Raw genomic sequence first — 23,014 nt, 5'->3', positions numbered from 1 at the left:
GATTCTTGAGGAGCAAGCCTGGTGGAAGATCACGGGGTCGTACCGGTGAACGTCGCCACCGGTTCGCCCGCTGAATAGTTCACGCGCACCGTCACGGAGCGTTCGCCCGCCGGATCCATCATGAATACGTACGTGCCATCGACGGTGCCGCCCGCCTGCACCTCACCGTGCAGCGGATCATTCGGAGAGGCCCAGGTGGGGACGCCGACCTCGCCGCCCTCCCCGGTGAGCGCGACGACGGCTGACCCCACCGGCTGCGGCACGTCCGACTCGTTCGCGATCTGCACCCCGACGATGATCGCGGGCCCCGTGTACTCGCCGGGGGTCTCGGCGGTGAGGGTGGTCGTGGTGACCGAGGTGATCGAGACGACGACCTCGGTCGGGAGAGCCACGCCATCGCCGATCCGTCCCTCCACCTCCGGCAGCACCGGCGCCGCAGTCGGCCCTTCGGCGGTCGGGTCCTCGGGCTCCCGCCAGTCGTCCGTGGCATTGATATCAGAGTCCGCATCCGGGTCGGTCTCGCCGTCGTCCCCGCTCCCGGCGCCGTCTCCGACGTCGTCCCCCGCGGGCACGCCCTCCTCCTCGGGAGTTCCGGGCGCCGTGCCGTCATCAGTGGTCGGTTCGTCATCCTCTGGAGCCGAGGGGGCTGCGGTGCCCGGCGCCGGCGACTGCTCCTCGGTGGAGACGGTCGGGGCTCCCTGTTCGGGCGGCTCGGGCGCGCATCCTGCGAGCCCGAGGCAGAGCAACAGTCCGGTTGCAGCGGCGAGGGCGGAAGCCTTCGAGCGCATTCGCGATCCCGCACTGCGTGCTTCGGACGGACTTTTCATCCCGCGCTCCTGACTCCCGCGACTCCATACCGCGTCATTGCGGCAGATCCGCGAGGTTGCGTCTCCCCGCCATCGTAAACTCACCACATACTACGCGCAACCGGCAATTCGGACATTCGCAACTTTGCTCCTCTCGCCCGCTGTCATGCGCGACGGCCGCCGAGCTGCCGCACAACGGCCGCCGTAGCCTCGGAGACCTCCTCCAGAGCGGCTCGATGCACCCACCTGTTCCGCCCATGGCCGTCCGCGATGTCCGGCCCGTCCGCGCGCCGCGTGAGGCCCCAGCGCGGACGCCTGCCCTGGATCGTCCCGCGCACCACGCGCGCCCGGTCCAGGTGCGTGGCATACCGAGCGACCTCACCGAGGTGCCTGGTCTGCGCAGCCGCATCGAATCCGTCTCCCAGGTGCGCCGCCTCGCGGAGGGTGTAGGTGCGCCCACGCACCTCGGGTGCGGCGAGGACCACGTCCGCCCGGACGTCGCGAGAGGAGACCAGGATCAGGGCGGCCGCTTCCAGCAGATCGGGATCGATGCGCCGTGAGCGATGCGCGCTCGCTTCTGCCATCCAACTCTCGTCGTCGCACCACGTCGCCACCCGCAAGCAGATCTCGCGATCGCTCTGCGCCAGAGTGCCGGCACTCGCCACCCAGAGGTCGGGAAGTCCCGCGAGCCCGCGACGCAGGAGAAACTCCGCCAACGGCGAGCGACAGATGTTCGCGGCGCAGACCACCAGAAGCAGCTCGGAACTCACTTCTCCACCTCGAGCACACCCGTCCGCCCGCGATCGGCACGGTCACGACCGATGCGGGCGGACTGGTGGTGCGTTAGAGCGATCACGATGCCTCCCCGGCATGAAGCAGCACGGCGGGGTAGCCCGCCATGGGGTACAGCTCTCCCCATCCTGCCATGACGGACATCTGGTGTAAATCGGGCAAATGAATCATAATTGAAGGCCTGAGGAACAGTTGTGTCGTCGTTGCCGTCGACACCGGAGCTGAGGAGCAACGTGGCCGCACAGCGCACCAACGGTTACGCGGTGATCATCGTGAACTACGGAGATCCCACATTGGTCGCGGGGAACATCGGACCCGAGGTCGATGCGGATGACCGCGCCCTCGTCGTACTGGTCGACAACTTCCACAGCCAGGAAGCCCGCGCAAGCGCCGCAGCCCTGTCCGCAGAGCGCGGCTGGCTCTTCATCGCCGCCGCGAACGATGGTTTCGGAGCCGGTGTCAACCTCGGGGTCGCCGCGGCCCGCCGGCGGGGACTCCACGCATTCATCACATTGAATCCCGATGCGATCGCCTCGATGGCTGTGCTGCGCGAGCTCGCCCGACACGTCACCGCCGACCCGCTGGCCCTCGTCTCGCCCTTCATGGATACCGGGAACGGCGAGCCGCACTTCCGAGGTGCGAGGATGCACCGTCGCACAGGCCAGATGCGCTCCGGCTGGTCCGAGCTCGACGAGGACCCCGAGTGGGCGAACTGGCTCAGCGGAGCCTGCCTGGCTTTCAGCGCCCGAGCATTCGACCTGCTGGGGGCTTCGATGAGGACTACTTCCTCTACTGGGAGGACGTCGACATTTCCCGGCGCGCTGCGGAGCAGGGGATGCGCCTCGAGATTCGTCCCGATCTGCTCGTCATCCATGACGAGGGCGGCACTCAGGAGGCCGGGAGCTCTCGGACCAAGTCGCCGACCTACTACTTCTACAACATTCGCAATCGGATGCTGTTCGGACGTCGGCATCTTCGGGGCAGGCAGTGGGCGAGCTGGGTGGCGGCGTCTCCGCGTCAGTCCGCCAGGATCTGGATGCGAGGGGGTCGGAAACAAGCTCTCACCGAGCCGAAGGGGCTCCTGGCTGCGGCCCGCGGGCTGCTCGCGGGGACCGCCCAGCTGCTCCGCCGCCCACCGGCCACCACCCCGCGGGGGACAGCGCCGATGCACGGGGCGCGGGCCTCGGGACCTGAGGAGGTGAGACCCCTCAGGATCACCGTCGCGATCCCGTCGTACCGGCGACCAGCACGACTCGCCGCCCTGCTCGCAGCTCTGCCAGAACGAATCGCGGAGACCCCGGACGTCGTCGTCGATGTGCTCGTCATCGACAACGACCCCGCCGGTTCCGCTCGTGACACCGTCACGAGTTCGCCGCTGGAGCCGCGATACGTCCACGAGACCACGCCCGGCATCTCCGCAGCGCGGAACCGGGCGCTGGACGAGAGCCGCACGAGTGATCTCCTCGCCTTCCTCGATGACGACGAGATCCCCCGGACCGGGTGGCTTTCCTCGCTGGTGGACGTCTGGCGTCACCGTCGCGCCGCCGCGGTGGCCGGCCGTCTCGTCTCCGTCTTCGAGGAAGGCACGGATCCCTGGATGATCGCTTCGGGGACCTTCTATCGACGTCAGCGCCCCACCGGTACTTCGCTCCCGGCCGCCTCCACTGCGAACCTGCTGCTGGACCTGGCCCAGGTTCAGGATCTGGGGCTCCGCTTCGAGGGGTCGCTCGGGCTCAGCGGTGGCGAGGACACGATGTTCACGAAACAGCTCGTGCAGCGCGGTGGCACCCTCCTGTGGTGCAACGAGTCGGAGGTCGAGGACACCGTCGTCCCCAGCCGCCTCACCCGCGAATGGGCCACGCAGCGCGCGTTCAGCGCCGGCAACGGCCTGGTGAACGTCAATCTCCGCCTGGCCCCTACCTCGACGCATCGTCTGGCCCTGCGGGGCCGATACCTCCTCGGCGGGACCGCTCGGGTCACCGCCGGCCTGGCACGGCATCACTACGGTCGGGCGCGGCGACATCTGGGGCACGATGCCCGCGGTATGCGCACGTTCCATCGCGGGCGCGGGATGCTCGCCGGCGCTCGAGGTCACCTCTACGAAGAATACGCACGACCCTGACGCCGCCCGACTTCGTGCGGCCCCGGGCCTGCGGAGCCCGTCGTCACCGCCGCCGATCGTTCCGCTGCCGCGCATAGGGCGCGGACACGATCCCCACGCACCCTCCCAGCACACCGATCCCGCTCGAAACCCGCCCCTCTCCCTGCGCCTGCCGATGCAGATCGCCGGTGATTCGGCCGATGACCGCAAGGGCCGAACCCTTGACGAGCTGCCCGGATCCGATCACGAACCAGCGCGCACCATTGGCCGCCCTGGCCCGCCGTGAGACGGCGAGGTTCTGCTCGACCCGCACATGGGTAGCCGCCTGGGCCCGGCGCCTGGCCAGGTTGAAAGCACGGGTGTTGCGCGCCCGGGGTACCAGATCGTCCACGACCGCCTCGGCGCAGAAGATGATCCGTCCTCCCGCTGCGGTCAGCTGCCCGGTGAACAGGGAGTCCTCTCCCCCGGTCAGCCCGAAGCGCTCATCGAACCGCAGGCCGAGCAGGCGCACCTGACCCATGTCGAGCAGCAGATTGTTCGTCGCGGCCCGCTGCAGCACCGTGCCTGTCCGTACTCCCTCGCGACGCTGGCCGAGGTAGTACCCGCCGGCGGCCACCCACGGATCCTCCTCGCCCTCGAACACCGCGTGCACCGGGCCGCTCACCGCATCGGCGTCGTGCTCGAGGTACGTGGTCAGCATCCTCGCGAGCCATCCGGCGTGGGGAGTCTCATCGTCGTCAAGGAGGACGAGCACGTCGGCGTCATGGGCCTCGTCCAGGATGCGGTTGCGCGCGGCGCTGATCCCCGGGCGCGGTTCAGGGCAATAGCTGATCCGCTGGTCGCCCACCGACTCCACGGCCTCCCGCGCGCTCTCCTCGGGATCGTTGTCGACGACGACGACCCGGTACCGGGAGGGCATCGCCGGGGTCGAGGCGCAGTCCTCGATCTGTTCGAGGACCTTCGGCAGCAGTGCGGCCAGCAGTTCGGGCCGACGGAAGGTCGCCATCCCCACCACGACATCCATCGGTGACCGCATCATCGCCCCTTTCGCCGGCCCGGACGGACGAGAGGTCCGAGGGCGCCTCCGCCCGGTGGGCTCATGTCTGTGAAGACTACGATGCGCCGGTGACGGCAGCAACGTGCTTCCCTCGGCGTGCGCGGCCCCGTTGACCGTGGTGAAGCCAGCGGGGTCGGCACGAGCTGTGGAACGATCCGCAGAGGGGTCAGCGGCGGCGGCGCTCGCGCAGGATCCGCAGCAGCCCACCACGTTCCTTGAGGGAGCCGCGACGGCCCTTGCCCTGCTCGTCGTCTGCGGTGTCCACGTGGCCCCTGCCCGCTGAGCCCTCGTCGGGCACCGTCGCGGCATGTTCCCGTGACCGGCGCTTCTCCGCCTCGGCCCGCTCGCGGGTCTCCCGCAGCTGGGCGAGCTGCGCCTCCTCCTTCACCCGCTTGCGCTCCCCCGGGCCCTCGGCGATGCGGTAGAGCACCGGCACGATGACCAGGGTCAGCAGGGTCGAGGAGACCAGGCCGCCGATGACCACCACGGCCAGCGGCTGGGCGATGAAGCCGCCGTTGCCGGTGATGCCCAGCGCCATCGGGACCAGCGCGAAGATGGTCGCGGCGGCGGTCATCAGGATCGGCCGCAGACGCTTGGCGGCACCCACATGGAGAGCCTCGTCAAGGGTCATCCCGTGACGTCTGTACTGGTTGACCAGGTCGATCAGCACGATCGCGTTGGTGACCACGATGCCGACCAGCATCAGCAGGCCGATCATCGAGGGCAGCCCCAGCGGCACGCCGGTGAGGGCCAGCAGCCCCAGCGCACCGGTGGCGGCGAAGGGGATCGAGACCAGCAGGATCAGCGGCTGGATCAGGGACTTGAAGATCCACACCAGCAGCACGTACACCAGCAGGATCGCGGCGAGCATGGCGATGCCGAGCTGGCCGAAGGTCTCGTCGATGTCCGCGGCGGTGCCGCCGAGCGTGGCCTCGACGCCCTCGGGCAGCTCCGCCTCCTCGATCGCGTCGTTCGCCGCATCGGTCGCCACTCCGACGTCCTCGCTCGCCGGGGTGAGGGAGACGGTGACGGTCTCCAGGGAGTCCTGGGTGGAGATCGAGGGGCGCGAGAGCTCCTCCTCGACCGTCGCGACGTCCTGCAGCGGGATCGAGCCCATCAGCGTCAGGTCCTTCAGCTGAGTGAAGGTGTCGATGTTCTCGCCGCCTGCGACGTAGATGTCCAGCTCGTTGTCGTCCAGGGTGATGGTCCCGATCGCGCCGGGGTACATCTGCTGGGCGACCATCCCGATCACGGCCTCCTCGGTGAGTCCGCGCTGGGCGGCGGCCTCCCGGTCCACGGTGACCACCGCGGTGGGCTGGTCCGCCTGGAGATCGCTGCTGACCTCGGAGACGCCGCTGGGCAGCGGATCGAGCTCGGCGAGGATCGCATCGTTCGCCTCCTGGCGGGCTTCGGTGGTGGGCCCGGTGATGAGGATGTCCACGGAGCTGGAGCCGGTGGGTGAGGCGATGTCCGCTGCCTCGATGGTGCCGGGCTCGGGCAGGGCCTCGAGGGTCGTCACCATCGTGTCGAGCAGAGTTTCCTGGTCGGCATCGGGATCAGTGGTGATCGAGAAGCTGACCTCGTTCGAGCTGGCACCGCCGAAGCCGAAGCCGCCGCCGCCGATGGTGGTCTGGACGGTCTGGACACCGTCGAGATCCAACAGCGCCTCCTCGCTCTCAGCGGCCTTGTCGGAGGACTGCTCGAGGCTGCTGCCGGCGGGGAGGGTCTGGGTGAGGGAGGCGATGTTCTGGCCGGTGTCGCCGAGGAAGCTGATGTTCACCAGCGGGATCAGGAACACCGTGCCCACCAGCACCAGGATCGATGCGCCGACGGTGAGCAGGCGGCGGGGCAGCGAATCCGTGACCAGGTGCAGCAGCGGTGCGTACATCCGGTGCAGCCAGCTGCTCTCCTCCTTCTCCTCCGCCTGCTCGCGGATCCGTGCGACCTGGGCGGCGTCGTCGGGATCGACGGACTCCTGGCCCCTGGGCGCCTTGAGGAACCAGTAGGCGAGCACGGGGACGATGGTCAGCGCCACCAGCAGCGAGGAGAGCATCGCGATGCCGACGGTCAGCGCGAAGGGCCGGAACAGCTCCCCGGCCATCCCGGCGACCACCGCGATCGGCAGGAACACCACCACGGTGGCGAGGGTCGAGGCGGTGATGGCGCCGGCGACCTCCCCGACCGCGTCGAGGATCGCTCTGCGTTTGGTCTTGCCGTAGGCGAGGTGGCGCATGATGTTCTCGATCACCACGATCGAGTCGTCGACCACCCGGCCGATGGAGATGGTCAGCGCCGCCAGGGTCAGCATGTTCAGCGTGTACCCGGTGACGTACATGCCGATGAAGGCGATCAGCAGCGAGGTGGGGATCGAGATCGCGGTGACGACCGTCGGCCGCACCCGACGCAGGAACAGCAGGATCACGCCGACGGCGAAGAGCAGGCCCAGCAGGCCCTCCTCGGCGAGCGCGAGGATCGACTCCTGGATGAAGGGGGCCTGGTCGAAGACGACGTCCGCCTTCGCGTTGCCGCCGACGCCCGGCAGCGTGTCTGCGAGCACCCCTTCGACGCCCTCGGAGACGTCCACGACATTGCCGTCGACCGTCGCGGTCACCATCACCACGAGCGATTCACGGCCGTTGGTGCGGGAGATCGAGGTGGGGTCCTGGATGGTGCGCTCGACGGAGGCGACCTCGTCGAGGGTGACCGGCTGCGCGGGCTGCTGCCCCTGCGCCGCGTCCGGGCCCTCCGTGTCCTGGCCGCCGCTGTCTGCTGGCATCAGCACGATCTGCTCGAGGCTCTCGATGCTGCCGACGCCCTGGCCGAGCACCACGTCCAGCGTGCGGTCCCCGTCCACGACGGACCCGCCGGGCAGGGAGAGCCCGCTGGCGTCCAGAGCGGTGGAGATGTCGTCCTCGGTGAGGCCGTTCTCCGCGAGGGCATCCTCGTCCGGGGTGATGCGCACGATCTGTTCAGGGGCACCGATCACGGCCACCGAGGAGACGCCGTCGACGCGTTCGAGCTCGGAGGTGACCGAGGCATCCAGCCGGGAGGCGAGGTCGGAGGGGTCCAGATCCGAGGAGACGGACAGCACCACGGCCGGCAGATCACTGGTGCCGCCGGCGATCACCTGCGGGTCCGCGGACTCCGGCAGCTGGTCCTCGATGCGGCTCAGCGCGGCGTCGACCTGGTTGGAGGCACGAGCCACGTCGGAGCCGTAGGTGAGCTCGACGGTGACCATCGACATGCCCGCCTGTGAGCTCGACGAGGTGCCCTCGACGTTCTCCAGCCCGCTGACGGACTGCTCGACAGGACCGGTGATCCGATCCTGCACCTGCTCGGAGGAGGAGCCGGGAGCGGTGGTCATCACCTGGATCTGCGGCAGCGAGACCGAGGGGATGAGCTCCTGGCGCATCGTGGTCATGATCAGCATGCCGATGATCGACACGGCGATGCACACCAGGGCGATGAAGGACCTGTTGTTCAGGCTCAGCGTGGCGAGGCGATTCATCCTGCTCCTCTGGGATCGTGCGCGACGGGTGGCGGTCCGGCCCGTCGCCATACCCTCAGGGCGGCGTCGAGTCCTCCGCGGGAACTCTCTCACGACTGTCTGCGAATTCGGATCCGACGATCGTCGGTGACCGGGCCGCACAATAGAGGAGTGTCTGCCTCTTCTTCCCCGATCACTCCCCCCGTGAGGAGCGCGCTCGGCGGACGGTGGACCGGGAAATCCTGCTGCTGGCGATCCCGAGCCTCGGTGCATTGGTGGCGGAGCCACTGTTCCTCCTCACCGACTCGGCTTTCATCGCGCGGGTCTCGACCACCTCGCTGGCCGGCCTGGGCCTGGCCTCGACCGTGCTCACCACGATCGTGGGCCTGGCGATCTTCCTGGCCTACTCCACGACCGCGGCGGTGGCCCGCTCCTTCGGCGCCGGCCGCACCCGAGAGGCGATCTCCCGCGGGATCGACGCCTGCTGGCTCGCGCTGGTGGTCGGCGCGCTGGCCACCGCATTGCTGGTGGTGGCCGGGGAGCCGTTGCTGGCCGCCTTCGGGCCCTCCCCCGACGTCCTCACCGAGGCGCTGATCTATCTGCGCATCAGCGCGTTCGGGCTGCCGGCGATGCTCGCCGTCCAAGCCGCGACCGGTCTGGTGCGCGGCCTGCAGGATGCGAAGCTGCCGCTGGTGGTGGCCGTCGGCGGGGCGCTGGTGAACATCCCGCTGAACGCCGTGCTGATCTTCGGCCTGGACCTGGGGATCGCCGGCTCCGCGCTCGGCACCGTCGTGTGCCAGTGGGGCATGGTGGCCGTGCTGCTGGGGGTGATCGTCCACCGCGCCCGCCGGGAAGCCATCTCGCTGACCCCGCACCTGGGGAACCTGGTGGCCGTGGGCCGAGATGCGGTGCCGATGTTCGTGCGCACGCTCGGGCTCCGCGTGGTCGTGATCGCCGCGACCGTGGTCGCCACCCGCCTGGGTGATGTGCAGCTCGCCGCCCACCAGCTCGCCACGACCGTGTTCACGGCGCTCTCCCTCGCGCTGGACTCCCTGGCGATCGCGGGCCAGGCCCTGACCGGTCGCTACCTGGGCGCCTCGGACCCGGCCACCGTGCATGCGGTGACCCGGCGCCTGATGAGCTGGGGGGTGGGCGGCGGCGCGGCAGTGTCGGTGATCCTGCTGGGAGCCAGCTACGTGGTCCCCGGCTGGTTCACCCCCGACCTCGCGGTGCAGGAGAACCTGCGTGCCGCGCTCTGGGTGCTGGTGCTCGCCCAGCCGGTGGCCGGATACGTATTCGTGCTGGACGGCGTGCTGATGGGGGCGGGCGACGCTCCGTACCTCGCGAAGGTCGGGGCTCTGATCGCAGTCGCCATCATGCCGGGCGCCATCGCGGTGGCGTGGTGGTCGCCGGAGGGGCCGCTGGGCCTGGCGATGCTCTGGCTGGCCTGCAACTTCCTGTTCATGGTGCTGCGGGCGATCAGCCTCGGCCTGCGGGTCCGCACCGACGACTGGATGCGGCTGGGCGGCTGAGCCGGGGCGGGCGGAGCCGGGGCGGGCAGAGCCGGGGCGGGCAGAGGCGGGGCGGGCAGAGGCGGTCAGCACGAGCAGCGGTAGTCAGCCCTACCGCTCCGATGCATCCACCGGCGCTCTGCCAGCACACCACCGCGCAGACGGGGCGCGCATGCTGGGTGAGCGCCACTGGATGCAGCCGACCGGAGCGAGTCGGACCAGGCCGGGCCGGCACACGGCCGGGGTGCGGCGAGATCGGGCCCGCCGGGGGTCACTCCCCCTGGACCGCGGCGCGGGAGGCGACGAAGGCCTGGACCGCGGTCTCGATATCGGCCTCGGTGTGTGCGGCGGAGAGCTGCACCCGGATCCGGGCCTTGCCCTGCGGGACCACCGGGTAGGAGAAGGCGGTGACGAACACGCCGTTCTCGAGCATCGCGTCGGCGACCTTCGCCGCGAGGGACGCATCCCCGAACATGACCGGGACGATCGCGTGCTCGCCGGGCAGCAGCTCGAAGCCCTCCTCGCTCATCCGCCGACGGAACAGCTCGGCGTTGCGGAACAGGGTCTCGCGCAGCTCGCCGCTGCCCTCGACCAGCTCGAGCGCGGTGAGGGTGGCGGCCACGATCGACGGGGCCAGCGAGTTGGAGAAGAGATAGGGGCGCCCCTTCTGGCGCAGCATCGCCACGATCTCGCCGCGACCGGAGACGTAGCCTCCGCTGGCACCGCCGAGCGCCTTGCCGAAGGTGCCGGTGAAGAGGTCGATGCGATCCGAGACCCCGAAGTGCTCGGGGGTGCCGGCGCCGGTGGCGCCCATGAAGCCCGTGGCGTGGGAGTCATCGACCATCACCAGCGCACCGAACTCCTCGGCGAGGTCGCAGATGCCCGGCAACGGGGCGAGGTAGCCATCCATGGAGAAGACGCCGTCGGTGACGATGATGGTGCGGCGGGCGCCCTGCCCGTCGCGCAGGGCCGCGGCCGCCTCGAGCTGAGTGCGCAGGTCGTCGAGGTCCGCATTGCGGTAGCGGAAGCGGGCGGCCTTGGACAGGCGGATGCCGTCGATCAGGGAGGCGTGATTCAGCGCATCGGAGATGATCGCGTCCTCCGTGCCGAACAGCGGCTCGAACACAGCCCCGTTGGCGTCGAAGCAGGAGGAGAACAGGATCGTGTCCTCGGTGCCCAGGAAGTCGGAGACGGCGCGCTCGAGCTGCAGGTGGAGGTCCTGGGTGCCGCAGATGAACCGCACCGAGGCCATGCCGAAGCCGCGCTCGTCCAGGGCCTTCTTCGCGGCCTCGAGCAGTCGGGGGTCATCCGCCAGGCCGAGGTAGTTGTTGGCGCAGAAGTTCAGCACCTCCGCGCCGTCACGGCCGATCGGGCCCGCGGTGATCCGGTTCCCCTGCGCGGTGGAGATGACGCGCTCGTGCTTGAAGGTTCCGGCCTGCTCGATCTCGGCGAGCTCGGCGGTCAGCTGGTCCTTGAGGGCGGTGTACATGGGAGTCCTTCCAGGGGTGGGGCGGGGTCGGTGGCGATGAGCGATCTACAGCAGCGGCGAGAGAAGTACCGCTGAGGCGGAACTTTTCACGACGCGGGTCCGGTCGGGAGACGCGACGTCGGGAAAAGTACCGTCCGGGTGGAACCTTTCGCGATGCGGTCGGGGTGCGCAGCGGTCGGGGTGCGCGGCGTGCGGGGCGGTGTGCGTCGCGGGGTGCGGGGTGGTCGGGATGAGGGACGCCCGGGGTGAAAGGCGGGCGGCGCGGGGTGCGGACGGGGTGAGGGGCGGCGGGTCAGTCGTCCAGTGTGCTCCAGTCCAGCACGACCTTCCCTGCGGTGCCGGCCTTGGCGACCTCGAAGCCGCGCTCCCACTGGCTGGCGGGCAGCACGTCGGTGATGGTGCGGGTGATGGCGGCGCGGAGCGTCTCCGAGGTGCTGAGCATCGCGGACATCGCGTTCCAGGTCTCGAACATCTCGCGGCCGTAGATGCCCTGCAGGGTGATCATCCGCGTGACGACCATGGTCCAGTCGATCTCGAACTGCTTCGAGGGCAGGCCCAGCAGCGCGATCCGACCGCCGTGGTTCATGTTCTCGATCATCTCCTGCAGGGCTCGGGCCTGCCCGGAGATCTCCAATCCCACGTCGAAGCCTTCCCGCATCCCCAGGCGCCGCTGGGCATCACGCACACGGGAGTCGGCGACGTCGAGCACCACGTCGGCGCCGCAGTCCTCGGCCATGACCAGGCGCTGCGGGGAGATGTCGGTGATGGTGATGTAGCGGGCCCCGGCGTGGCGGGCGACGGCGGCGGCCATCTGTCCGATCGGGCCGGCGCCGGTGATCAGCACGTCCTCCCCCACCACCGGGAACTTCAGCGCGGTGTGGACGGCGTTGCCGAGCGGGTCGAAGACAGCACCGAGCTCGGGGCTGATCAGCTCCTCGCCGCCGTCGTGCTCGTGCACCCACACGTTCTGGTGCGGGAGGGTCACGTATTCGGCGAAGGCACCGTCGCGCTGCACGCCGATGGAACGGGTGCGGATGCACATCTGGCGGCGGCCGGCGCGACAGTTGCGGCACACCCCGCACACCACGTGGCCCTCGCCGGAGATGCGGTCGCCGATGCGCACGTCGGCGACCTCCTCACCGACCTCGACCACCTCGCCGTAGAACTCGTGGCCCGGGGTGAAGGGCACCGCGTCACACATCGCTTCGGCGGAGGCGTCCCAGTCGAGGATGTGCAGGTCGGTGCCGCAGATCCCGGCACGCAGCACCCGCACCTTCACGTCCCAGGGACCGCAGCCGGGCTCTTCGACGTCTGTCCATTCCAGCCCGGCTCCGGGCGCGACCTTGCGCAGTGCGCGCATCAGACCTCCTCGTCCGTGCTCCTCACCGGAGCGCTGTGCTCCCGCTGCTGATGCACGATGCGGGGGTGGGCATCGTGCCGTCGCGGGGCGGCGGTTTCCGGGTGGGTACCGCCCCGACGAGGATACGGGTCGGAGTGCACCGCGGGCACGTCCCGGGTTCGGCGCGGCCCGAAGCAGCGGGTGGAGGAGCGCTCCCAGGTCAGCGCCCGGTCAGCGCTGCCAGAGCTCGCGCGGATCGCGACCGGGCTTGAAGCCGACCGCCTCGACCATCGCCGCCGCCTCGGGGAAGCCGTGGGCGAGCGCCGCGGGGGTGTGGGCATCGCTGCCCAGGCTGATCGCGCGACCGCCCTCCTCGGCCCACCACTGCGGCATCCAGGGCCAGAGTCGGCGGGTGTTCATCTCGAGAGCGCGGCCGCTGTGGGCGATCACGGCCATCGCACCGCGCAGCTCCTGTTCGACGCTGCGCGGGTCGAACGGTCCCTCTTCGTCCTCGGGCCAGTAGCGCAGCGCATAGTCCAGGTGGGTGACGATCTCGAAGGGCTCGTCCCCGGCCACCAGGTCGGGGATCTCGGCGAGGTAGCGGCGCACCACTTCTTCTGCGGGTAGCCGGCGGTACAGGGTGTTGGGCTCGACCCGTCGGCCTTCGAACTCGAGGGTGTGCAGCGAGCCGAGGATCCGGTCGAAGCGGGTCAGGTCCAGATCGGTCGCGGCGGCTTCGAGACGGAGATGGGGCTGGCCCACCTCGAGCCCGGTGCCGATCCGCAGGAGCGGGAACGCGGCCCGGCAGCGCTCGATGCTCTCGAAGTAGCCCTCGACGTCGAAGCGGGGCACGGCGACGATCCCGTCCTCCCCCACCAGGTGCCGTTCGTGGTCGCCGAAGTCCTCGGGATCGGTGAACCAGGCGGTCTCGAGGTCGAGGTGCTCGGTGAAGAACAGCGCCGGCAGCCCGATGCGCACGGCGCGGGCGCAGGTGGCCTCCATGGTGCCGCGGGCGGCGCTGTCGGGGCCCCCGGTGTCCCAGGAGAACTCGCTGTGCACGTGACTGTCGGCGGGGAGGGTCATGGGCTCAGGGTGGCACAGAGGGTGGGCGGCCCGTGCCCGCTGTTCGCCCTGGTGCGCGAGCGCAGGGTCAGGACGGCGCACCCGTTCGCAGATGCTCGCGCAGCGCGGCGAGCTGCTCGCGCGGGGTGAAGCCGGTGGCGCGGATCTTGGACAGGTCCAGGGTCGAGTGGGCCGGGCGGGGGGCGATGCCGTCCTTGTCGGCGTAATACTCCGCAGTGCTGACGGGGCTCACGCGAGCCGGGTCATGGCCGGTCAGAGCGAACACTTCGGAGGCGAGGCGTGCCCAGCTGGCCGGCTCACCGTCGCAGGTGACGTTGAAGACCCCGGCCGCGGGGCGATGCGTGAGCAGGTGATCGATCGCAGCGGCGAGATCGTCGGTGAAGGCGAGGCGGCCGATCTGGTCATCGACCACGGCCGGGTCGATGCCGCGCTGGGCGAGGCCCGCCATGGTGGCGACGAAGTTCCCGCCCTCGCCGATGACCCAGCTGGTGCGGACGATGTAGTGCTCCGGCAGGGTGGCCACGAGCTGATCGCCGGCGGCCTTGGTCTGCCCGTAGACGCCGAGGGGGCTGGGCGGTTCGTCCTCACCGTGCACGTCCTGCGAGCCATCGAAGACGTAGTCGCTGGAGACGTGCACGAGGGCGGCATGGTGGGAGCGGGCGGCCTCGACCAGGCGGCCGAGGCCGGTGACGTTCACGGCCCATGCCTCTCGCCGTCCGTCGGTGGTCTCCGCCGCGTCGACCGCGGTGAAGGCGGCGGCGTTGACGATCACGGCGTAGGGCGAGAAGTCGAAGGCGTCCAGGCTCGCGGGATCGGCGAGGTCCAGCCGGTCACGGCCGACGACGTCGACGTCGGTGCGGTCCTTCCAGAGCGCCGATAAGGCACGGCCGAGCTGGCCGTTCCCACCGATCACCAGGGTGCGCTGCGGCGGGACGGGCACGACGTCCGCCAGGCGTGGATGGTTCTGGTCCTTGACCGAGAGCTCCGCGTCCGTCAGCGGGATCGGCCAGGGGATCGCGGCGGATTCATCGGCCAGGTGCAGGAAGGTGTACTGCGCCTGCGCCGCCTCGGACCAGTGATCGGTGACGAGGTAGGTGTAGGCGGCCGGCGCCTCGAGGGTCTGGAAGGCGTTGCCCACGCCGCGGGGGACGAAGATCGCCACGTCCGGGCCGATCTCGTGCCAGTAGGCCGCGCCGAAGCTGGGCCCCTCACGCAGATCCACCCAGGCACCGAACACGCGCCCGGTGGCGACGGAGATGAACTTGTCCCAGGGCTCGGCATGGATCCCGCGGGTCACGCCCACGGCGTGGTTGAAGGAGATGTTGTTCTGCACCGGGCCGAAGTCCGGCAGCCCTGCAGCGACCATCTTCTCCCGCTGCCAGTTCTCCTTGAACCAGCCGCGCGCATCACCGTGCACGGGCAGATCGATCACCAGCAGGCCCGGGATCGGCGTGGGATGGACGGCGAGCTCGGTCATAGGGTCCTCTCGATCGCGCGGCGGCAGCGGACCGCCTGCGCGGTCACTGCCCGACGGCCTGGTACTTCGCCTCGGTGGCGGCCTTCTGCGGACGCCACCAGTCCTCATTCTCCCGATACCACAGGATCGTCGCAGCCAGACCGGCCTCGAAGTCCCGGAACCGCGGGGACCACTGCAGCTCATCGCGCAGGGGCGCGGCGTCGATCGCGTAGCGCAGATCGTGCCCGGGCCGGTCGGCGACGTGGTCGTAGTCGTCGCTGTCGCGGCCCATCATGGTCAGGATCAGCTCCACGACCTGCTTGTTGTTCTTCTCCCCGTCGGCCCCGATCAGATACGTCCGCCCGATCTCCCCGGCCTCCAGGATCCGCAGCACGGCGCTGGAGTGGTCCTCGGCATGGATCCAGTCGCGCACGTTCAACCCCGCCCCGTACAGCCGGGGACGGATCCCGTCGATCAGGTTCGTGATCTGCCGCGGGATGAACTTCTCCACATGCTGGCGCGGACCGTAGTTGTTCGAGCAGTTCGAGATCGTCGCCGCCACCCCGAAGGACCGCACCCACGCCCGCACCAGCAGATCACTGCCTGCCTTCGTGGCCGAGTAGGGACTGGAGGGGTTGTACGGGGTGAACTCGGTGAACCGCTCCGGCGTATCGAGCGCGAGATCGCCGTAGACCTCGTCGGTCGAGATGTGGTGGAACCTCGTCCCGTGCCGCCGCACCGCCTCCAGCAGCGTGAAGGTGCCGATGAGGTTGGACTGCAGGAACGGGCCCGGATCGTGCAGCGAGTTGTCGTTATGGGACTCCGCCGCGAAGTGCACCACCGCATCGGCGCTCGCGACCAGCGGGTCCACCACGGCGGCGTCGGCCACATCGCCCACCACCAGGCGGACTCGGGACGCCGGCAGATCCTCGAGCGAGGCGCGATGACCGGCATAGGTGAGCTTGTCCAGCACCGTGACCGTGTCCTCGGTGCGCTCGATGACGTGATGGACGAAAGCGGAGCCGATGAACCCCGCACCACCGGTGACCAGGAGATGACGGGCGCTCATGCCGACGCTCGCAGTGCCGCCGCCGACGGGCTGAGCTGGAGGGGACGGTCGGCGAGCTCGCGCTCGAGGGCGTCGAGCAGGTAGCGGCCGTAGCCGGATTTCACCAGCGGCAGCGCCCGCTCGCGCAGCTCTTCATCGCTGAGGTAGCCCATCCTCCAGGCCACCTCCTCGGGTGCGCCGATGGACAGCCCCTGCCGCTGCTGGACGGTGCGGATGAACTCCCCCGCCGCAGCGAGGTCCTCGAAGGTCCCGGTGTCCAGCCACGCCGTTCCCCGGGTGAGCACCTCGACCTGCAGGGACCCGTCCTCGAGATACGTGCGGTTCAGATCGGTGATCTCCAGCTCCCCTCGTGCCGACGGGGTCAGGGCCCTGGCCCGCTCCACCACCGTCTCGTCATAGAAGTACAGTCCCGGCACCGCCAGGTTCGAGCGGGGATGGGTCGGCTTCTCCTCCAGGGAGAGGGCCCGGCCGTCCTGACCCATCTCCACCACGCCATAGGCCCGGGGATCGTTGACCCAGTAGCCGAACACGGCCGCACCCTCCAGCTCCTGATGGCGGCGCAGCTGCGCCCCCATCCCCTGCCCGTAGAACAGGTTGTCGCCGAGGACCAGCGCGGCCGAGCCCCCATCGAGGAACTCCTCGCCGATGGTGAACGCCTGTGCCAGCCCGTCCGGTGACGGCTGCACCGCGTACTGCAGATCGATGCCGAAGCGCTCGCCGTCACCCAGCACCCGACGGAAGGCCGCCTGATCCTCCGGTGTCGTGATGATCAGGACTTCCCGGATCCCTGCGAGCAGCAAGGTGCTCAGCGGGTAGTAGATCATCGGCTTGTCGTGCACCGGCATCAGCTGTTTGGAAACGCCGATCGTCAACGGGTGCAGTCGTGACCCCGTGCCACCGGCAAGAATGATCCCTCTCATGGGACCAGTATGTCCGATTTGCCCGGAAAATGAAAGGGAGGGGCGGCCCGAACCGTGCCCGGGCCGCCGCGCCTCAGACGCTCGCCGTCGCCGTCGCCTCGGCACGCACCTCGCGGGCCGCCTGCACGAGATGGCGCAGGCTCGCCTCGGTCTCGACGTAGCCGCGGGTCTTCAGACCGCAGTCGGGGTTCACCCACAGCCGGCCGGGGTCGACCACCGCGCGGGCGCGGCGCAGCTGCTCGGCGATCTCCGTCGGGCCGGGCACGCGCGGGGAGTGGATGTCCCACACGCCAGGGCCGATGCCGCGGAGGAACGCGCCGGGCTCGAGGGCCTCGAGGATCTCGCCGCGGGAGCGGGCGGACTCGATCGAGGTGACATCCGCGTCCAGGGCGTCGATCGCGCCGAGGACCACATTGAACTCGCTGTAGCAGAGGTGGGTATGGATCTGCGTGGCCGCGGCCGCTCCGGAGGTGGCCAGGCGGAAGGAGCGCACAGACCAGTCCAGGTAGTCCGCCTGCTCGGCCTCACGCAGGGGCAGCAGCTCCCGCAGGGCCGGCTCGTCGACCTGCACGATGCGGATCCCGGCGGCCTCGAGGTCGGTGACCTCGTCGCGCAGTGCCAGGCCCACCTGGGCGGCGGTGTCCCCAAGCGGCTGGTCGTCGCGCACGAAGGACCAGGCGAGGATGGTGACCGGCCCGGTGAGCATGCCCTTGACGGGATGCGGGGTCAGCGACTGGGCGTAGGTCGACCAGTCCACGGTGATCGGGGCGGGGCGGTGCACATCGCCGAACAGGATCGAGGGGCGGGTGCAGCGGGAGCCGTAGGACTGCACCCAGCCGTGCTCGGTGGTCGCGAAGCCCTCGAAGTGCTCGGCGAAGTACTGGACCATGTCGTTGCGCTCGGGCTCACCATGGACCAGGACATCCAGCCCGAGCTCCTCCTGCAGGGTGATCACCCGGGCGATCTCGTCCTTCATCGCCTGCTCGTACCCCGCGGCGTCGAGCGTGCCGCGTCGGTGGGCGGCGCGGGCCGCCCGCACCTCGGCGACCTGCGGGAACGAGCCGATGGTGGTGGTGGGCAGGTCGGGCAGGCCCAGGGCCCGGCGCTGCTCCTCGGCCCGCTCGGCGTACGCGGCACGCTCGGTGTCGGCGGGCGCCACCGCCGCGGCGCGCTCACGGACGGCGTCCACGCGGACTCCCTCGAAGGTGCGGGGCACGGAGCGAGGGCCGTCGACGGACCCCTCCTCGACGCCACCGGTGGCCAGGGTGACCAGCTCCGTGAGCTTCTCGTCCGCGAAGGCGAGGGTGGCCCTCAGCTCTGCGGGCAGCGACGTCTCCGCCTCCAGGGTGTGGGGGACGTGCTGCAGGGAGACGGAGGTGGAGACGACGACTGCGTCGGCCTCTCCCCCGGCTGCGGTGACCCGGGCGCGGAGTTCGGCCAGGCGCGCGGCGGCCGTCGGCAGATCGGTGCGCCACACGGAGCGGCCCTCGACGAGCCCGGCGACCAGCTGCACCGTGTCCACGCCGGCCAGCTGCGCGGTAGTGGGCAGCTCGCCTCGGGTGAGATCCAGGTGCACGGCCTCCGCGCCGGTGGCCAGCAGCGCCGGCAGCAGGTCACCGATGCCGCCGTACGGTGTGGTCACCAGCAGCTGGGGGCGGTCCGGGTGCGCGGCGAGGCGGCCGGTCGAGCGCTGCAGGAGTTCGGCGAGCTCGGCTGCATCGACGCGCTGGTCCGCGGCCAGTGCGGGTTCATCCAGCTGCACCCAGGGGGTACCGGCCGCGCGCAGCGCCGCGAGGAGCTCCGCGTAAATCTCCACGACCTCATCGAGGCGGTCCAGGGGGTCGAAGCCAGCGGGGGCGCCGTCCTGCGGCTTGGCCAGCAGCAGCAGGGTCAGGGGGCCGACCAGGACCGGACGGGTGCCAGCACCGTCCTCGAGGGACTCGGTGAACAGGTCCACCACGCGGGTCGAGGCGAGGTGGAGGTCGGTGCCGGGCCCGATCTCGGGGACCAGGTAGTGGTAGTTGGTGTCGAACCACTTGGTCATCTCCAGCGGCTGCTGCTCGGCGGTGCCGCGGGCGAGGGCGAAGAGCCCGTCGTCGTCGATCGTGCCGTCCGCCCCCACCACGGGGGCGAGGCGGTCCGGGATGATGCCGACGGTGAGCGCGGCGTCCAGCACCTGGTCGTAGAGGGAGAAGGACTCCGGGGCGGCGGCGGCGGCATCCAGGCCGAGCGCTGCGAGGCGGGCTCGTGTGGCGCGGCGCAGCTCGCGGGTGCGGCGGGCGAACTCGGTGCGGTCGATGCGGCCGGCCCAGTAGGCCTCCTCGGCTCTCTTCAGCTCACGGTCGGGGCCGATGCGGGGGTAGCCGACCGGGGTGGCGGCGGGCAGTGGGGTGTGATCGAGGGTCATCGGGTATCTCCTAGCGAGGGGGCGGACCAGCGGTCCAGGTCGAGGTGGTCGAGCACGTCGAGGGCGTCGGTGTGCTGGTTGAAGGTGAACAGGTGCAGTCCGGGGGCGCCGGCATCGAGCACCCGGGTAGCGAGGTCGACGGTGAAGCGCACTCCGATCCGGCGGCGTTCGGCGTCGGAGGCGGCGAGCTCCAGCTGGTGGAGCAGATCGCGTGGGGGCTCGACGCCGCTCAGGACGGCCAGCCGTTCGAGGCGCCGGGGGTTCGTGGCGGGCACGAAGCCGGGCACCAGCGGCATCCGGATCCCGGCGGCGCGGGAGCGCTCGAGCAGACCGCAGTAGGTGGCGGCGTCGAAGAACACCTGGGTGATGGCGAAGTCAGCACCGGCCCGCTCCTTGGCGACCAGCACCTCGGTGTCGTGGCTGGTGGTAGGTGACTCCGGGTGACGGTGCGGGTAGGCGGCCACGCCGATGCTGACGCGCCCGCCGGCGAGCCCGGCGGTGCGCTCGCGCTCGCTCTCACGGATCAGCTCGATCAGCGGGCGGGCGAAGGGGATCTCGTCGTCCTCGAGGCGGTGCCCGGCGGGCTGATCGCCGCGCAGGGCGAGGATCCCTCGCACTCCCCGGTCCAGCAGGGCATGGATGATCGTAGCCAGCTGGTCGCGGGTCGAACCGATCGAGGTCAGGTGCACCAGGGGGCGCAGGTTGGTCTCGGCGAGCACGTGCTCGGTGAGCTCGAGGACGCGGCCGAGGTTGCCGTGCCCGGCGCGGCTGGTGACCGAGACGTAGTCGGGGGCGGTCGCCTCGAGCTGGACGACGGTCTCGCGCAGCCGCTCGAAGGAGTGGTCGGACCGCGCAGGGAACAGCTCGTAGCTGAGCGCGGGGCGGTGGCGCACAGGGGCGGTGCGCTCGAGCTCGGGCAGCGTGGTGGTGGCGGTCATGGCCGGAAAACTACGGGCCCGGACCGGCGGGCGAAAAGAATCGTGTGGCCGTATGAACCTGGGGGACGGCGCCGTTCGCACAGGGTCGCGGGAGGTCATGCGCCGTCATCCCTAGCATCGGCCATTCACGGCAGGTCGGCGCCGCCACGACCCCGCCAGCGGACTCGCCAGAAGATAGGAATGTCCGTTTTCTACCTTTTGCGGCAATTGCCAGGTAGTCTTCTGGGGTGAGTTCGGCAGGTCAGCACTGTCGGCGCGATGAGCAGGAGCAGACCATGCGGATCGGTTACGCAGCAGGGGCGTTCGACCTCTTCCACGTCGGCCATCTGAACCTCCTGCGCCGGGCCAGGCAGCAGTGCGACGTCCTGATCGCCGGGGTGGTGAGCGACGAGATGCTCCGCGAGGTCAAGGGCATCGAGCCCGTCATCCCCACCGAGGAGCGCGCCGCGATCGTGAGGAGCCTGCGCTTCGTCGATCAGGTCCACATCGAGACCAGCCCCTCGAAGCTCGACGCCTGGCGCGAGGTCCGCTTCACCCATTTCTTCAAGGGCGACGACTGGCGCGGCACCCCCAAGGGTCTTCTGCTCGAGGAGCAGTTCGCCGAGGTGGGGGTCGAGATCACCTACCTCCCCTACACCATGCACACCTCCAGCACCGCCCTGCGGCGAGCGCTCGCCGCGATCACCGCGACCTCGGAGGCGACCGCACCGGCGAGCCTCCAGTCGTCCGGAGTGCATTGACCAGCCGGAGCACGCGGACGGCGCGCTGAGCGGGCCGCGCCCGCACTTCGCAGGATGAACGGACCCCGGAGAGGAGCAGATCCTCTCCGGGGTCCTTCGCGAGCGGCGCGCGCCGGCTCCACGCTGCGCGCGCGGCGTCTCAGCCGTGGCCCCGGAGGTCGAGCCCGGGACGTCGACCCACCCCTTGACCCCGGACAGCGGAACACCCCCGCCGGAGAGCTCAGCACGTCTCTCCTGCGGAGGTGTCACCCCGCCCCGGGGGAAGCGTCGCTCAGTACGCGCCCCGGGAGGCCAGCACGGCGCGCGCGGTGCGCACCAGGATCAGGAGGTCCTGCATGAAGGACCAGTTGTCGACATAGAACAGGTCCAGTCGCACGGTGTCGTCCCAGGAGAGGTCGCTGCGCCCGGAGACCTGCCACAGGCCAGTGATGCCGGGCCGCACGGCCAGGCGCCGGTGGGCGTCGCCGTCATAGCCGCTGACCTCCTGGGGCAGGGCGGGCCGCGGCCCGACCAGGCTCATATCCCCGCGCAGCACGTTCCACAGCTGTGGCAGCTCATCGAGCGAGTAGCGTCGCAGGAACTTCCCGACCCGGGTGATGCGGGGATCGTCGGACATCTTGAACAGCACGTCGTTCCCGCGGTCGCGGGCGAGCTGCTCGAGCTCCGCCCGGCGGGCCTCCGCGTCCATCACCATCGAGCGGAACTTCAGGAACTCGAAGGGCTGCCCGGTGCGCCCCACGCGCTGCTGGCGGAACACGACACCTCCCCCGTCCCCGAGGTGCACGCAGAGCGCCACGACCGCGAGGATCGGGGACAGCATCAGCAGCAGCAGGGCGCTGGCCGCGATGTCGAAGAGGCGCTTGCCCTTCTTCAGGGCCTTGCGGGAACGGGGAAGGTCCATGTGCACCAGCGGCAGTCCGGCCACGGGCCGCATCCGGATCCGATCCCCGGAGATCTCACTGACGGCCGGCACCACGATCACCCCGACCTCGAGGCCCTCGAGCTCCCAGGCCACACGCCGGAACTCCTCGGCGCTCGCGGAGGATCCTGCGGTGAACAGCACGATGTCGGGCGATTCGGCACGCACCAGATCCAGCAGCTGCGATTCGTCGCCGAGGATCGGCACCCCGGCATCCTCCTCGCGCCGCTCGTCGCTGATCGGGGCGATCGCCCCGACCACGTCGTAGCCCAGCCAGACCTCGCGGGTCAGGGTGCGCACGATGCCGCGCACATGCCCCGTGGAGCCGACCACCAGCACCTGCGAGCGCAGGTGCCCGCGGGTCCGGGCGAGATTCACACAGCGCCGGGTGATGACCCGCACCAGCAGCAGGAAGAGCGGGCCCGCCAGGAACAGGGTGACGAAGAAGGGGCGCGAGAGCGGGTAGTCGGTCAGGAAGAGGACGGCCCCGATGATGCCCACGGCGCCGAGGCTCCCCATCAGCACGTTGCGGTAGATCTCGGGCCCGGCCGAGACCAGGCGGGGGTTGGTCGCCCCCGAGAACCGCAGCGCGAACATCCAGGCGAGCGCGATCACTGCCGCGCTGCGCAGCACGGACTCGGGCAGGTTCGGGGCGGAGTCCAGGAACGCAAGATTCTGGCGGATCACGAGGGCGACCACGCAGGCCAGGGCGAGGGCCAGCAGATCTGCCGCGACGATCGCCGAGACCAGCAGACGGTCATCGCGGCGATCCGTGCGGCGGGACTTCGCCGGACGGACGGGGACCCGCAGCGGATGCCGGTCGCCGAAGAGCGGGATCGATGGTCCAGCTGCGTTCACTGCCTGCGGTAATGCCACGTGTGCCTCTCAGTGCCGAGGGAG

General features: G+C 70.2%; 16 protein-coding genes. 3 read left to right on the top strand and 13 right to left on the bottom strand.

Features of this window, described 5'->3' with window-relative positions; genetic code table 11:
• Positions 1-29 precede the first annotated feature (29 nt).
• Together CFK39_RS09515 and CFK39_RS09510 are read right to left on the bottom strand one after the other, a co-directional pair.
• The gene (locus CFK39_RS09515; RefSeq protein ID WP_245822424.1) at positions 30-788 is read right to left on the bottom strand and encodes a hypothetical protein; all 759 of its coding nucleotides are present in this window, start codon (positions 786-788) and stop codon (positions 30-32) included.
• Between the two features lie 182 nt (positions 789-970).
• Positions 971-1,555 (bottom strand): arsenate reductase/protein-tyrosine-phosphatase family protein, encoded by a 585-nt coding sequence (locus CFK39_RS09510; RefSeq protein ID WP_245823015.1) that lies wholly within the window; start codon positions 1,553-1,555, stop codon positions 971-973.
• Positions 1,556-2,796: 1,241 nt separating this feature from the next.
• On the opposite strand from CFK39_RS09510, the gene CFK39_RS16250 reads away from it, so the two are divergent.
• Positions 2,797-3,720: a glycosyltransferase gene (locus tag CFK39_RS16250; RefSeq protein WP_157697127.1), complete on the top strand. Its 924-nt coding sequence runs from the start codon at positions 2,797-2,799 to the stop codon at positions 3,718-3,720.
• Between the two features lie 43 nt (positions 3,721-3,763).
• Here CFK39_RS16250 and CFK39_RS09500 read toward each other — a convergent pair whose 3' ends face one another.
• Both CFK39_RS09500 and CFK39_RS09495 read right to left on the bottom strand, forming a co-directional pair.
• Positions 3,764-4,738, bottom strand: coding sequence for a glycosyltransferase family 2 protein (locus CFK39_RS09500; RefSeq protein WP_157697126.1), 975 nt, complete (start codon positions 4,736-4,738; stop codon positions 3,764-3,766).
• A gap of 184 nt (positions 4,739-4,922) precedes the next feature.
• Positions 4,923-8,264 (bottom strand): efflux RND transporter permease subunit, encoded by a 3,342-nt coding sequence (locus tag CFK39_RS09495; RefSeq protein ID WP_089065255.1) that lies wholly within the window; start codon positions 8,262-8,264, stop codon positions 4,923-4,925.
• 206 nt (positions 8,265-8,470) lie between these two features.
• Here CFK39_RS09495 and CFK39_RS09490 point away from each other — a divergent pair, with 206 nt between their 5' ends.
• On the top strand, positions 8,471-9,775 hold the full coding sequence (locus tag CFK39_RS09490; RefSeq protein WP_089065254.1) for an MATE family efflux transporter: 1,305 nt from the start codon (positions 8,471-8,473) through the stop codon (positions 9,773-9,775).
• 250 nt (positions 9,776-10,025) lie between these two features.
• On the opposite strand, the gene CFK39_RS09485 is transcribed toward CFK39_RS09490, so the two are convergent.
• From CFK39_RS09485 to CFK39_RS09450, 8 genes are all read right to left on the bottom strand, one after another.
• Entirely contained in the window at positions 10,026-11,243 is a 1,218-nt protein-coding gene (locus CFK39_RS09485; protein ID WP_089065253.1) for a glycine C-acetyltransferase, read from the bottom strand.
• A gap of 292 nt (positions 11,244-11,535) precedes the next feature.
• Positions 11,536-12,603 (bottom strand): L-threonine 3-dehydrogenase, encoded by a 1,068-nt coding sequence (tdh, locus tag CFK39_RS09480; protein ID WP_089065252.1) that lies wholly within the window; start codon positions 12,601-12,603, stop codon positions 11,536-11,538.
• A gap of 210 nt (positions 12,604-12,813) precedes the next feature.
• A complete protein-coding gene (locus tag CFK39_RS09475; RefSeq protein ID WP_089065251.1) occupies positions 12,814-13,665 on the bottom strand; it encodes a PHP domain-containing protein in 852 nt (283 codons plus the stop codon).
• Positions 13,666-13,732: 67 nt separating this feature from the next.
• Positions 13,733-15,142: a sugar nucleotide-binding protein gene (locus CFK39_RS09470; RefSeq protein ID WP_089065250.1), complete on the bottom strand. Its 1,410-nt coding sequence runs from the start codon at positions 15,140-15,142 to the stop codon at positions 13,733-13,735.
• A gap of 43 nt (positions 15,143-15,185) precedes the next feature.
• Complete coding sequence (gene rfbB, locus CFK39_RS09465) at positions 15,186-16,190, bottom strand: dTDP-glucose 4,6-dehydratase (protein ID WP_089065249.1); 1,005 nt, start codon at positions 16,188-16,190, stop codon at positions 15,186-15,188.
• Complete coding sequence (rfbA, locus tag CFK39_RS09460) at positions 16,187-17,110, bottom strand: glucose-1-phosphate thymidylyltransferase RfbA (RefSeq protein ID WP_089065248.1); 924 nt, start codon at positions 17,108-17,110, stop codon at positions 16,187-16,189. Before rfbA ends, rfbB begins: the two co-directional genes overlap by 4 nt.
• A 73-nt stretch (positions 17,111-17,183) precedes the next feature.
• Positions 17,184-19,517 carry a 5-methyltetrahydropteroyltriglutamate--homocysteine S-methyltransferase gene (metE, locus tag CFK39_RS09455; protein ID WP_089065247.1) on the bottom strand — a complete coding sequence of 778 codons (2,334 nt, stop codon included), beginning with the start codon at positions 19,515-19,517 and terminating at the stop codon, positions 17,184-17,186.
• Positions 19,514-20,455 carry a methylenetetrahydrofolate reductase gene (locus CFK39_RS09450; RefSeq protein ID WP_089065246.1) on the bottom strand — a complete coding sequence of 314 codons (942 nt, stop codon included), beginning with the start codon at positions 20,453-20,455 and terminating at the stop codon, positions 19,514-19,516. Before CFK39_RS09450 ends, metE begins: the two co-directional genes overlap by 4 nt.
• Before the next feature lie 275 nt (positions 20,456-20,730).
• On the opposite strand from CFK39_RS09450, the gene CFK39_RS09445 reads away from it, so the two are divergent.
• Positions 20,731-21,195: an FAD synthase family protein gene (locus tag CFK39_RS09445; RefSeq protein ID WP_089065245.1), complete on the top strand. Its 465-nt coding sequence runs from the start codon at positions 20,731-20,733 to the stop codon at positions 21,193-21,195.
• A gap of 271 nt (positions 21,196-21,466) precedes the next feature.
• On the opposite strand, the gene CFK39_RS09440 is transcribed toward CFK39_RS09445, so the two are convergent.
• On the bottom strand, positions 21,467-22,972 hold the full coding sequence (locus CFK39_RS09440; protein WP_245822422.1) for a sugar transferase: 1,506 nt from the start codon (positions 22,970-22,972) through the stop codon (positions 21,467-21,469).
• Positions 22,973-23,014 lie beyond the last annotated feature (42 nt).

The organism is Brachybacterium avium (genome assembly GCF_002216795.1).
In the GTDB taxonomy this organism is placed as follows: Bacteria; Actinomycetota; Actinomycetes; order Actinomycetales; family Dermabacteraceae; genus Brachybacterium; species Brachybacterium avium.
The sequence above is the reverse complement of the archived record's forward strand: the minus strand, read 5'-3'. Positions and strand labels throughout refer to the sequence as shown.

Bases quoted from the DNA above. Each gene is read 5' to 3' on its own strand.
- CFK39_RS09515 (WP_245822424.1), bottom strand. From the start codon at position 788: ATGCGCTCGAAGGCTTCCGCCCTCGCCGCTGCAACCGGACTGTTGCTC.
- metE (WP_089065247.1), bottom strand. From the start codon at position 19,517: ATGACCCTCGATCACACCCCACTGCCCGCCGCCACCCCGGTCGGCTAC.
- rfbB (WP_089065249.1), bottom strand. From the start codon at position 16,190: ATGAGCGCCCGTCATCTCCTGGTCACCGGTGGTGCGGGGTTCATCGGC.
- CFK39_RS09495 (WP_089065255.1), bottom strand. From the start codon at position 8,264: ATGAATCGCCTCGCCACGCTGAGCCTGAACAACAGGTCCTTCATCGCC.
- CFK39_RS09485 (WP_089065253.1), bottom strand. From the start codon at position 11,243: ATGTACACCGCCCTCAAGGACCAGCTGACCGCCGAGCTCGCCGAGATC.
- CFK39_RS09475 (WP_089065251.1), bottom strand. From the start codon at position 13,665: ATGACCCTCCCCGCCGACAGTCACGTGCACAGCGAGTTCTCCTGGGAC.
- rfbA (WP_089065248.1), bottom strand. From the start codon at position 17,110: ATGAGAGGGATCATTCTTGCCGGTGGCACGGGGTCACGACTGCACCCG.
- CFK39_RS09450 (WP_089065246.1), bottom strand. From the start codon at position 20,455: ATGACCGCCACCACCACGCTGCCCGAGCTCGAGCGCACCGCCCCTGTG.
- CFK39_RS09500 (WP_157697126.1), bottom strand. From the start codon at position 4,738: ATGATGCGGTCACCGATGGATGTCGTGGTGGGGATGGCGACCTTCCGT.
- CFK39_RS09470 (WP_089065250.1), bottom strand. From the start codon at position 15,142: ATGACCGAGCTCGCCGTCCATCCCACGCCGATCCCGGGCCTGCTGGTG.
- tdh (WP_089065252.1), bottom strand. From the start codon at position 12,603: ATGCGCGCACTGCGCAAGGTCGCGCCCGGAGCCGGGCTGGAATGGACA.
- CFK39_RS09445 (WP_089065245.1), top strand. From the start codon at position 20,731: ATGCGGATCGGTTACGCAGCAGGGGCGTTCGACCTCTTCCACGTCGGC.